We start from the raw sequence: 11172 nt of genomic DNA, 5'->3' as shown, positions 1-11172 counted from the left end.
ACTGATGAGAAAGCGTTGGAGTTTGTTGTTCGCGGTGGTTCTGCTGGCTGCGGCTGCGTGCGCTGACCCGCAGACGAATGCGACCGCACCGTCAGAAGTTGCCTTTGACACCTCGGCGAAGCAAGAGCACATCACCTCGACCAAGGTCGACAGCATTGCGGCTGAGTTGCCTGCGAAGGTGCGGGAGAGCGGGAACCTTGTGGTGGGCAACGGGTCGGCAGGTGGTGGGTTGCCGCCGCTGGGGTTCACGGCGGATGACAACAAGACGCCGATCGGGGTCGAGATCGACATTGCTTACCTGGTCGCGAGCGTGCTCGGGCTGAAGGCGGAGATCGACACCACCAGCTGGGAGAACCTGTTCCTCGGGCTTGACTCCGGCAAGTACCAGGTCGGGATCTCGAACATCGGAGTGTCCGAGTTGCGTAAGGAGAAGTACGACTTCGCGACGTACCGGCTCGGCCTGCACGCCTTCGAGGCGAAGAAGGACTCCGGTCTGAAGATCAGCGGCCCGGCCGACATCTCCGGCAAGACCGTCGCGGTCGGCTCCGGCACGCTGCAGGAAGCGATCCTCGTCGACTGGAACAAACAGAACGTCGCCGCCGGCCGCAAACCCGCGAACCTCAAGTACTACCAGCAGGCCGCGGACACGTACCTCGCGCTGCAGTCCGGCCGTATCGACCTGTACCTCGGCCCGAACCCGAACGCGTCGCACCACGTCGCGACGCAGCACCAGACCGAGATCGTCGGCACGGTCTCGTCCAGCTATCCCGTGCAGGGTCTGGTCGGCATCACCACCAAGAAGGACGACGGCCTGGTCAAGCCGCTCGCCGATGCGCTCAACGCGGCGATCGCGGACGGCAGTTACGCGAAGGTCCTGGCCAAGTGGGGCCTGCAGGCCGAGGCCGTCCCGAAGTCGTTGATCAACCCGCCCGGTCTGCCGAAGAAATAGGAGAACTCGATGGCGACCATTGCAACTCTCTCGAGCAGTCCCTCGGTCCCGTCCCGTACGGATGCCGTTCTCGACTATGTCACCAAGCGCCTGATCAGCCACGGTCACACCGTCACGCCGATCGTGTTGCGCGACCTTCCGGCCGAGCCGTTGCTGCGAGGTCAGGCCGATCATCCGGCGATCGCTGCGGCGGCCGCGGTCCTCGAGGCTGCGGATGCTGTCGTCGTCACGACGCCGGTTTACAAGGCGGCGTACTCCGGTCTGCTGAAGGTGTTCCTCGACCTGCTGCCGCAGTACGCGTTGAAGGGCAAGACGGTGTTGCCGTTGGCAACGGGCGGCACGCCGGCGCATGTGCTGGTGATCGACTACGCGCTGCGGCCGGTGCTGACGAGCCTTGGCGCGGGGGCGATCGGGCAAGGGTGGTTCGTGTTGTCGTCGCACATCCGGTTGTACGACGGGGGCGGGCTGCTGCTCGATCCGGCGGCCTCCGTTCCGTTGTACGGCGTGACGGAGGCGTTTCTGGCGACGGTCGAGGGCGAGCAAGTTGTCGAGGGCGGGGCGGTGCAGGCAGCTGCGGTCGAGGCGGTCCGCGTACGGCCGGAGGATCCTGAGGCGGCGCCGTTGCTGGCGGATCTCGTGGTCGAGTACAGCACTCGTTATGGCCGTACGAATGCGAACACGCAGTTGACCGAAGTACCAGCGTCCGATTTTCACGTCGAGAGCGGCGGGGCGTTCGTGCTGCTGCGGTACGGCGGTCAGACGGTGGCCGGCGGCGCGATCCGTCGGTATGACGACGAGACCGCCGAGGTGAAGCGGATGTGGACGTCTCACCTGCATCGGCGGCAGGGGTTGGGACGTCGGGTGCTGAACGAGTTGGAGACGGCGGCTGCGGATCTTGGGTATCGGCGGCTGTACCTGACGACGGGTCCGCGGCAGCCGGAGGCGGCCGGGTTGTATCTGGCGGCCGGGTTCGAGCCGCAGTTCGACACGTCGATCGATCCCGAGTCGATCGGTCCACTGCCCTTCACGAAGGAGATTCCGGTGGCTTTGAAGGTGGCGTCATGATCGTTGGTCTCGAGATCGATGGTGCGGGTGCGGATCCGGCTGCCTGGCGTGGGCCGGAGGTTGATCCGCGGGCGATTCTCACCGGTGAGTTGGCCTTGCGGGCGGTGCAGCGGGCGGAGGCGGCGGGGGTCGACTTCGTCACGTTCGTGGACGCGATGGAGGCGCCGGACGACGTACCTGATCGCGTGAGTGTTCGGCTGGATGCGCTGGGGTTGGCTGCGCGGATCGCGCCGTTGACGGAGCGGATCGGGTTGTTGCCGACGATCACGGTGACGCACACGGAGCCGTTCCATGTGCAGGCGTCGGTGGCGACGCTCGACCATATTTCTGGTGGGCGGGGTGGATGGGTCGCGGACGTGTCGTCGTCGGCCGCGGCGGCTGCGGTGGTGGGTCGACGCGAGCCCGCCCCTGCCGCGGAGACGTGGCGGGAGGCGCGGTACGTCGTCGACGTGAGCCGCCGGCTGTGGGACTCGTGGGAAGACGACGCGATCATCCGCGACGCGTCCACCGGCCGGTACGTGGACCGCGAGAAGCTGCACTACGTCGACTTCGAATCGCCGTCGTTCAACATCAAGGGCCCGTCCATCGTGCCGCGACCGCCACAAGGGCACCCCGTGACGGCGATCCGGGTAAACACGTCCGAGGCGCTGGAGGCCGCGTCCGACGCCGAGCTGGTGCTGCTGCCGGAGTCCGACGACGTGGGAGGCTACCTGTCCGCCTTGAGGGACCCCGCTCGACGAAGTGTGATCGTGACGGCGGATGTCGGTCGCCGGAGCGTCGCCCTGACCTCCAACGCCGGCGGGACGGCCGGAGGACCACTCCTCCTGGTGTCGGTGGCAGCGCGGCCGCACGTGGATGGCGTGGATGCTGTGCTCGAGCTGATCGAGCGATGGGCCGAGGCCGGCGCCGACGGCGTGCACCTCCGGCCGGCTTCCCTCGAGCTCGACGTGCCGCTCATCGCCGACGAGGTGATTCCACGGCTGCGCGAGGGCGGCCTAGTCAGGCCCGCCGCGCGGGGTGGGAGTTTGCGAGGGCGGCTGGGGTTGGGGAACCGGTTGGCGGGGAGTCGGCGATGACCAAGCAGATTCATCTGGCGGCCCACTTTCCGGGTGTGAACAACACGACGGTGTGGGCGGATCCGCTGACGGGGTCGCAGATCGAATTCGGTTCGTTCAGGTATTTGGCGGAGACGGCGGAGCGAGGGACGTTCGACTTCTTCTTCCTGGCTGAGGGTTTGCGGCTGCGCGAGGTGAAGGGAAAGATCCACGACCTCGACGTGGTCGGCCGGCCTGAGTCGTTGACTGTGTTGAGCGCGCTGGCTGCGGTGACGACGCAGCTCGGGCTCGCGGCGACGGTGAACTCGACGTTCAACGAGCCGTACGAGCTGGCGAAGCGACTGTCCACGCTCGACCACCTGTCGGGCGGGCGCGCGGCGTGGAACGTCGTGACGTCCTGGGATGCGTTCACCGGCGAGAACTTCCGCCGCGGCGGATACCTCGACAAGGCCGACCGGTACGTCCGCGCCCAGGAATCGCTGCGGATCGTCCGCAAACTCTGGGACTCCTGGAGCGAGGACCAGCTCGTCCTCGACCAGGCGGCGGGTGCGTTCGCCCGCGAGGGCGCTGGGGCCTTCGAGGACGACGGCGCGCACTTCACCATCCATGGACGGTTCGGCCTGCCGCCGTCGCCGCAGGGCCGGCCGGTGATCATCCAGGCGGGTGACAGCGACCAGGGTCGGGAGTTCGCGGCGTCCGACGCGGACGTGATCTTCAGCAGGCACGGGACGTTCGAGGCCGGGAAGACCTTCTACAAAGACGTCAAGTCGCGGCTGCCGAAGTACGGGCGGAGCGAGGATTCGCTGAAGATCATGCCCGCGGTGACGGTCGTGGTCGCTGATACCGACGACGAGGCGGTGGACAAGGCGGCGTACATCCGGGAGCAGCAGGTGTCCGGTCCGACCGCGCTCGTGCTCGCCGAGCTGCTGTGGGGACGCGACCTCTCGGCGTACGACCCGGACGGTCCGCTGCCGGCCGAGGACCCGGTGGTGGGTTCGTCGGTGACGCAGGGGCGGGTCGGGTACAACGATCCGTTCCCGATCGTCGCGGAGTGGCGGGCGCAGGCGGAGGCGCACGGCTGGTCGCTGCGGCAGACCGTGATCAACCAGCAGAACCGGCAGACGTTCATCGGTTCGCCGACCACGGTCGCCGAGGCCATCAACCATCACGTCCAGGAGGACGCCGCGGACGGCTTCGTGCTTGTCCCGCACCTCACGCCGAGCGGCCTCGACGAGTTCGTCGACCGGGTGGTGCCGTTGTTGCGGGAGCGCGGTGTCTTCCGTTCGGAGTACGCCGGGATGACGCTCCGCTCGCACCTCGGGCTGCAGGCATGAGTTTGGCGGAGCTGCATCCCTGGAAGGCAACCATCGTGTTCGTGGGTGGTGGGCCGAGGACCGTCGGGTTGCTCGAGCGGTTCGCGGCCAGTGCCGGGGAGTTGCTCGAGGGGCGCGACGTCGAGATCCATGTGGTGGATCCGTATCCGGTGGGTGGTGGGCGGATCTGGCGGCGGGAGCAGTCGCGACTGTTGTGGATGAACTCGATGACGTCGGACGTCACGATCTTCACCGACGAGTCGGTCGAGTGCGACGGGCCGATCGTGCCCGGCCCGGACCTCGCGACCTGGGTTGCCGGCGAGGGTGCGGTGATCCTGGAGAAGGCCGGGCTCGAGCAGCCGGGGCCGATGGACTTCCCGCCGCGGCTGGTACAGGCGGAGTACCTGGCGTGGGTGTGGGAGCGCGTCGTCCGCGATCTCCCCGCGACCGTGACCACCCATCGCGAGCGGGCCGTCGAGCTCACCGCGGACCAGCGGGTGGTTCTCGAGTCCGGTCGGGAGATCGCGGCCGACGCGGTAGTACTTGCCCTCGGCTACCTGGATCGGTTGCCTACGGCATCGGAGTCCGCGTGGGCGGCGCAGGCGGCTGACGCTGGGCTGACGTATATCCCGCCTGGTTATACCGCCGACGTCGAGCTCGACGGGTTGTGGCCTCGGGCGCCGGTGATCGTGCGCGGGTTCGGTCAGGCGTTCATCGACCTGATGGTGTTGCTCACCGAGGGGCGCGGCGGCTGGTACGACGAGTGCGACGGGCTGCTGACCTATCACCCGTCCGGTGACGAGCCGATCTTGTACGTCGGGTCGCGGCGAGGCGTGCCGTACCACGCGAAGCTCGGCTACACCGTTGCTGGGACCAAGCCGGTGCCTACGCGGTACTTGGCTGCCGAGGCCCTTGGCGAAGGCGTGCTCGACTTCGATCGCGATGTGGCGCCGCTGATCGAGAAGGAGCTGGCGTACGCCCACTACAAGCAACTGTTCACTGCCCACCCCGAACGAATCCGAGGTCCGTGGGATGAGTTCTCGAATGCCCTGGATGAGTGGTCTTCCGAGTTCGAGGCTGTGGTGACTTCTGCTGTGCCGGATGCTGCGGATCGGTTCGTCCGGCGCGAGGTAGATCGGCCTCTGGACGGTCTGGTCTTCGAGGACCGGGAAGGCTTCGAGCGGTTCATGACTGGGCTGATCGAAGGCGATCTGCTGAGGCGAGCGGATGCGAAGTACTCGGCGGATCTTGCGGTGTTCAACGCCTTGCTCAGCATCTACAGCGTGCTGTCCCGGGCGATCACCGAGGGGCAGCTGTCCGATGAGGATCGGGTGCGGAAGGTCGAGACCGAGTGGCACGGGTTCTTCTCGTTCGTGGCCAGCGGGCCGCCGCCGCGGAGGTTGGAAGAACTGCTCGCGTTGCACCGCGCCGGGATCGTGCGGTTCGCCGGGCCTGATCTGGACGTTGCGATCGACAACGATCAATTCGTTGCTACAAGCCCCAATGTGTCCGGCGAGATACGCGCGCGAGCATTCGTCGAAGCGCGGTTGCCGCGGCCCGACGTACTCGCGACGAACGATCCATTGCTGCGCGGTCTGCTCGACTCCGGCGCGCTGGCGGCTGACGAACTGTTCGCGGCGGACGGGATCAGCCTCGGTGGCGGGCAGCTCAAGGCTGACTCGCGGTCCCGGGCGATCCGCGCCGACGGGTCCACGCATGAAGCGCTGTTCCTGCTCGGGCCGTCCGTGTCGGGGTCGGCCGGTTCGTCCGGGTTCTCCCGCCCGCATTTCAACGGTCCCGGCTTCCGGCAGAACGACGCCGTGGCGCGGGACCTGCTCAAGCTGCTCGCACCCACCATACGGAAGGAAGAACGCCATGCCAGTTGAGTTCCTGGGCATCGCCGGGACCAACCCGGCCAGCGAGGTCACGCCGCGAACCGGCGGTCCGCTGGATCTCGAGTACACGTCCAAGCTCGCCCGCGCCCACGAGGACAACGGCTGGGACCGCATCCTGTTCGCCTATCACTCCGGATCGCCCGACCCGGCCCAGGTCGCGGCGTACGTCGCCGGCCGTACCGACCACATCAACCTGGTCGTCGCGCACCGGCCGAACGTCGCCTACCCGACCCTGACCGCGAAGACGTTCGCGACGCTCGACCACCTCAGCAGCGGCCGGTTCGAAGTACACGTGATCACTGGCGGCTCGACCGCGGACCAGGCGGCCGAGGGTGACTTCCTCCCGAAGGACGACCGCTACGGGCGGACGCGTGAGTTCATCCAGATCCTCAAGCAGGCCTGGACCTCGGACCAGCGCTTCGATTTCAACGGCGAGCACTACCGGTTCGAGCAGTTCCTCGCCGACATCAAACCGCTCCAGCAGCCGCGGCCGCGGATCTCGTTCGGTGGTTCGTCCGCTGCGGCGTACGCCGTCGGTGCTGCCGAGGCGGACATCTTCGCGCTCTGGGGCGAACCGCTCGCCGGGACCCGCGACCAGCTCGCCACGATCGACGCCGAGGCGGCTCGCGCCGGGCGGGCAGATCGCCCGACGATCCAGATCGCGTTCCGGCCGATCATCGCGCCGACCGAGGAACTCGCCTGGGAGAAGGCGGAGAGCATCCTCGGCCGGATCAAGAACGGACCCGCTCCGACACGTCTCCGCTCGAAGACGCCCGAGAACGCCGGCTCCCAGCGCCTCCTCAAGGCCGTCGCGGAAGGCGAGCGCCACGACCGCGCGCTCTGGACCGCGCCGACCGGTGTTACCGGTGGAGGCGGTAACTCGACGGCACTTGTCGGTACGCCGGACACCGTCGCGGCCGCGCTCCTCGACTACTACGACCTCGGCATCCGCATCTTCTCCGCCCGCGGCTACGACATCTACGACGTAGCGATCGACTTCGGCCGCTACGTCATCCCGCTGGTCCGCTCCGAGGTAGCCCACCGCGAACAGAGGAAGGCGTCATGACCGTCATCTCGGACCTCGAGCAGGACTGGCACACCTGGCACGCAGCGCGCGAACGCGACCTGGACACCGACTACGGCTGGCTGTCCGTCGTCGCCTTCGACTGGCTGCCGACCTCACCGGTCGCACTGCGCGGCCTGCCAGGTATCTGGTGGTCCGACGACCAGCGTGCCCACGTGACGGCCGACGGGCAGCTGACACTCAGCAGTGAGCCCGTGAACGGCACGGTGTCCGCCAGCGTTTCCGAAGCCGGTTCACTCAGCTGGCTGCTGTACGGCGACCGCTTGGTCGAGCTGGTGCTCCGCGGCGGCCGGTACGCCGTACGCCAGCGGGACCCACGGGCAGCAACGAGGCAGGAGTTCACTGGCGTACCGACGTACCCGCTGGATGACCGCTGGGTCGTCACCGGCTACTTCACGCCGATCGCGAAGCCGCAGCGAGTGGAGGTGTCCACTGCGCGGGAGGACCTACGCCAGCATGTGACCGCGGTTGGCGCGGTGCATGTCGCACTAGGCGGTACGGCGTACGAACTGGTCGCCACGGCCGCCGGAGACGGGCGCCTCAACCTGTCCTTCCACGACAAGACCAACGGCGAGGAGACCGCCCCTTGGCGCACGGTGACGACCGGACCGGTCGGGCGGGACGGCTCAGTGGTCATCGACTTCAACCGCACGGTCAACCTGCCCTTCGCCTTCACGGCCTACGGCACCTGCCCCGCCCCGGTCGCCGGTAACCGCCTCGGGCTACCGGTGACCGCAGGCGAGAAGAAGCCCAGATGACCTAGCCGTACGTCGGGTCCTGGGGCCAGCCTTCGGGGGAGTCCTCCCAGTCCTCCTGGCGGCCGTACGGCGCGTGGTCGAGGAGGTGGTTCACGAACAGCAGGCGGTCGACCCCGCGCGAGCCGGTCGAGTACGTCCGATACACGGTGTCGCCGTCGCGCAGGAACATGTTGAGGAGGAAACCGCCGCCGGCGCCGCAGTCGGCGGAGAACGTCGTACCTGCCGATGAGGCGAACGGGACGTCCCAGCCCATCTTCTTCCAGTAGCCGGCCATCTGGTCGATCGGCATGTCGGACACGGTCGCCCAGGCGAGGCCGCTCCGCGCCAGGATGTCGAGGTTGCTGACGTGCTTGGTGAAGTGCGTGCAGCCGGGGCAGAAGTGATCCGGGCCGGAGTGCATGAACTGGTAGAGCGCGAGCTGCTGCTGGTCGCCGAACAGCTCCAGCAGCGTCACCGGCCCGTCGACCGACGCAAACGTGTACTCCGGGAACTCCACCATCGGCAGCCGGCGGCGCTGAGCGGCCAGCCGGTCCTGCTCGCGAGTGGCCGCCTTCTCCGCGACCAGCAGCTCCGCGCGAGCCTTCTCCCACTCCTCAGCCGAGACAACTGTCGGCATTGCAGTCATGAGCTGTCCTTCCTTCTCCTAGGTCCTACTCCTACGACGAAGCCGCCCGGCCCTTCTCGACATCGAATTTCTGCCGGTCGCAGACGAGTCTGGGTTCCCGGTGCCCGGACCGATAGGACTGTGCGCATGAGAATCGCGATTCTGGGTGGAACCCGGTTCATCGGCAGGGCTGTCGTGGAACGCCTGACCGCGGAGGGACACACGCTCCTGGTGGTCCACCGCGGCGACCACGAGCCGTCCGGCCTGGCACCGGTCGAGCATGCCCATGTGGACCGCCACGACGGCGCGGCGCTGGCTGCGGCGCTCAAACCGTTCGACCCGGAGGCGCTGGTCGACATCTCCGGGATGAACGCCGCGGCCGCCGACGCAGCGCTCGGTGCGGTCGGACCGGAGGTGAAGCTGATCGCGATCTCGAGCTGTGACGTCTACCGCGCGTACGACGGTGTGCACTCGGACCGTACGACGGATGCCCTGCCGTTGACGGAGGAGTCGCCGCTGCGGGAGCGCCGATTCATCGACGGATCGCAGTACGAGAACCTGGAGATGGAGGAGCGGTATCTGCCGCGTGGGGCGACTGTGCTGAGGCTGGGCGCGGTCTACGGCGAGCACGACTACCAGACACGATTCGAGTTCGTACTGCGTCGTGTGCGCGCGGGCCGGAAGCGGATACCGGTCGGATCGGGGCAGTTCCTCTTCAGCCGCGTGTACGTCGGGGACGTGGCCGCCGCGGTGTCCTTGGCGCTCGCAGGGGACTTCCCGGGCGCGTTCAACCTGGCCGAACCGTCCACAGCGCCGTACCGGCTGTTTGCCGAACAGATCCTGGCGGCGGCGGACGCTGCGGACGTGGAGCTGGTGAAGGTGCGGGACGACCTGCTGCCGGAGGATCTGTTGCTCACCGGGACCGTCGCGCAGCACCTGCTGGTCGACTCGTCGAAGGCGCGGACGGTGCTCGGCTGGACGCCCGCGGACCCGGCCGGGACCCTGCTGACTTCGGTCCGGTGGCACCTGGCGAACCCGCCGGTCGACGCGTCGGACGACTTCTCCGCGGACGACGCCGTACTCGACTGAAAATTGGTCAGAAGCACTCCGGGGAACCGGTATGCTTTCCGGGACGGACTGAGGGGCCTGCAGGGTTGGCCGGCTCGATTTCACATCGAGGTGGCGGACCGTGTAATCTCTCTCCTCGGCCCGCCCCTTTAGCTCAGTCGGCAGAGCGTCTCCATGGTAAGGAGAAGGTCTACGGTTCGATTCCGTAAAGGGGCTCTGAGAACGGCGTCCCACCTCCGGGTGGGATGGCGAACTCTCCCGGCGGGGTAGCTCAGGTGGTTAGAGCACACGGCTCATAATCGTGGTGTCGCGGGTTCGACTCCCGCCCCCGCTACCACCACCGATGCAGTATCTCGAGAGTGCGATCACCTCAGTTGCGCACTCCTGACAAGAAGAGGCAGCAGTGGCCAAGTCAACCGACATTCGCCCGAAGATCACGCTGGCGTGCACGGTCTGCAAGGAGCGGAACTACATCACCAAGAAGAACCGGCGTAACGACCCGGACCGTCTTGAGCTGAAGAAGTACTGCCACCGGTGCAACGACCACACCGATCACCGCGAGACCCGCTGATCTCAGCGTCTTTGCGAGGGCCGCTTCGGATTGCCGAAGCGGCCCTTTTGCTGTCCCCTCACACGGTCAGGATCGGGCGGCCGCCCTCGTACGCGGTGAGACGCTCGTCACGCGGAGTGAGGCAGCAGGAGCCGCAGAGCGTGCCCCTGCCGACCTCGCTCGTGTAGTAGAGGCAGCAGGTGTTCCGCAGGTAGACGAGCTTCCCGGCCGCGACCTCCACGTCGCCGAGCCGCTCGAGGCCGCCGGGTGCCTTCGCCACGAAGGTCCGCCAGCGGTCCAGTAGATAGGCCGGTTCCACGGTGGTCTCCTCGCGGGTCGCCGCGCAGAAGCCCATCGCACATCCGGCCGCGACCGCACCGTGTACCTGCCGGAGCCCGGCCCGCGTCCGCTGGTGCAGCTCCTCGGACAGTGGGAGCAGGTGCTGGCGCAGTACGACGTCGTACAGCGTCTCCAAGCCGCCGGGGAGGAAGGTGGCGGAGCGTACGGCGACGGCTGCGATCCCGTGGCCCTCGTGCGGGCGGACCCAGAGGTTCTCCGGGCGGATGTCGAGGACGCGGCCCTCCAGCGCCCAGAGCAGGAGCGCGGTCGCCGGTGCGCGGCCGGCGTAGAACGACATCATGCTGAGCGCATTCGCGTGGGCGGTGCGGTGGTTGCTGGCCTCGTCGTCACGCTTGAGCAGCTCGGTGAGCTCAGGGCTGCCCGGCTCGAGAATCCGGTCCACCCGAAGCCAGTCCGAACCCTCCGGCACACCGAGGTGCACCTTGTACCTCGGCGCATACTGCGCCAGTCCAGCAACTGCCGTCACCATCA

The 11172-nt window shown here is 67.6% G+C and carries 11 protein-coding genes and 2 tRNA genes; 11 read left to right on the top strand and 2 right to left on the bottom strand.

Annotation, left to right across the window (positions count from 1 at the left end):
* Positions 1 to 4: 4 nt before the first annotated feature.
* Genes ACQPYH_RS39555 through ACQPYH_RS39525 form a run of 7 tightly spaced genes read left to right on the top strand, consistent with a single transcriptional unit; the run spans position 5 to position 8119 of the window.
* On the top strand, positions 5 to 949 hold the full coding sequence (locus ACQPYH_RS39555) for an ABC transporter substrate-binding protein (protein ID WP_432882443.1): 945 nt from the start codon (positions 5 to 7) through the stop codon (positions 947 to 949).
* Positions 950 to 958: 9 nt separating this feature from the next.
* Positions 959 to 2014 carry an NADPH-dependent FMN reductase gene (gene ssuE / locus ACQPYH_RS39550; RefSeq protein ID WP_432882440.1) on the top strand — a complete coding sequence of 352 codons (1056 nt, stop codon included), beginning with the start codon at positions 959 to 961 and terminating at the stop codon, positions 2012 to 2014.
* Positions 2011 to 3090 (top strand): LLM class flavin-dependent oxidoreductase, encoded by a 1080-nt coding sequence (locus ACQPYH_RS39545; RefSeq protein ID WP_432882437.1) that lies wholly within the window; start codon positions 2011 to 2013, stop codon positions 3088 to 3090. The genes ssuE and ACQPYH_RS39545 overlap by 4 nt, the downstream gene beginning before the upstream one ends.
* Positions 3087 to 4403 carry an NtaA/DmoA family FMN-dependent monooxygenase gene (locus ACQPYH_RS39540; protein ID WP_432882434.1) on the top strand — a complete coding sequence of 439 codons (1317 nt, stop codon included), beginning with the start codon at positions 3087 to 3089 and terminating at the stop codon, positions 4401 to 4403. The genes ACQPYH_RS39545 and ACQPYH_RS39540 overlap by 4 nt, the downstream gene beginning before the upstream one ends.
* Positions 4400 to 6268, top strand: a complete 1869-nt coding sequence (locus ACQPYH_RS39535; RefSeq protein ID WP_432882431.1) for an FAD/NAD(P)-binding protein — start codon at positions 4400 to 4402, stop codon at positions 6266 to 6268. Before ACQPYH_RS39540 ends, ACQPYH_RS39535 begins: the two co-directional genes overlap by 4 nt.
* Positions 6258 to 7343 (top strand): LLM class flavin-dependent oxidoreductase, encoded by a 1086-nt coding sequence (locus tag ACQPYH_RS39530; protein WP_432882429.1) that lies wholly within the window; start codon positions 6258 to 6260, stop codon positions 7341 to 7343. The genes ACQPYH_RS39535 and ACQPYH_RS39530 overlap by 11 nt, the downstream gene beginning before the upstream one ends.
* The gene (locus ACQPYH_RS39525; protein WP_432882426.1) at positions 7340 to 8119 is read left to right on the top strand and encodes a DUF1684 domain-containing protein; all 780 of its coding nucleotides are present in this window, start codon (positions 7340 to 7342) and stop codon (positions 8117 to 8119) included. Before ACQPYH_RS39530 ends, ACQPYH_RS39525 begins: the two co-directional genes overlap by 4 nt.
* 1 nt (position 8120) lies before the next feature.
* On the opposite strand, the gene ACQPYH_RS39520 is transcribed toward ACQPYH_RS39525, so the two are convergent.
* Positions 8121 to 8744, bottom strand: coding sequence for a DUF899 family protein (locus ACQPYH_RS39520; RefSeq protein ID WP_432882424.1), 624 nt, complete (start codon positions 8742 to 8744; stop codon positions 8121 to 8123).
* Positions 8745 to 8870: 126 nt separating this feature from the next.
* On the opposite strand from ACQPYH_RS39520, the gene ACQPYH_RS39515 reads away from it, so the two are divergent.
* From ACQPYH_RS39515 to rpmG, 4 genes are all read left to right on the top strand, one after another.
* The gene (locus ACQPYH_RS39515) at positions 8871 to 9812 is read left to right on the top strand and encodes an NAD-dependent epimerase/dehydratase family protein (RefSeq protein ID WP_432882421.1); all 942 of its coding nucleotides are present in this window, start codon (positions 8871 to 8873) and stop codon (positions 9810 to 9812) included.
* A gap of 122 nt (positions 9813 to 9934) precedes the next feature.
* Positions 9935 to 10007, top strand: a tRNA-Thr gene (locus ACQPYH_RS39510).
* A 44-nt stretch (positions 10008 to 10051) separates the two neighbouring features.
* Positions 10052 to 10128: transfer RNA gene (locus ACQPYH_RS39505), tRNA-Met, on the top strand.
* 66 nt (positions 10129 to 10194) lie between these two features.
* Positions 10195 to 10362 carry a 50S ribosomal protein L33 gene (rpmG, locus tag ACQPYH_RS39500; RefSeq protein WP_130384703.1) on the top strand — a complete coding sequence of 56 codons (168 nt, stop codon included), beginning with the start codon at positions 10195 to 10197 and terminating at the stop codon, positions 10360 to 10362.
* A 58-nt stretch (positions 10363 to 10420) separates the two neighbouring features.
* Here the strand turns inward: rpmG and ACQPYH_RS39495 are convergent, their stop codons facing one another.
* The gene (locus ACQPYH_RS39495; RefSeq protein ID WP_432882417.1) at positions 10421 to 11170 is read right to left on the bottom strand and encodes a hypothetical protein; all 750 of its coding nucleotides are present in this window, start codon (positions 11168 to 11170) and stop codon (positions 10421 to 10423) included.
* Positions 11171 to 11172 lie beyond the last annotated feature (2 nt).

This window comes from Kribbella sp. CA-245084 (assembly GCF_050942355.1).
In the GTDB taxonomy this organism is placed as follows: domain Bacteria; phylum Actinomycetota; class Actinomycetes; order Propionibacteriales; family Kribbellaceae; genus Kribbella.
The sequence above is the reverse complement of the archived record's forward strand: the minus strand, read 5'-3'. Positions and strand labels throughout refer to the sequence as shown.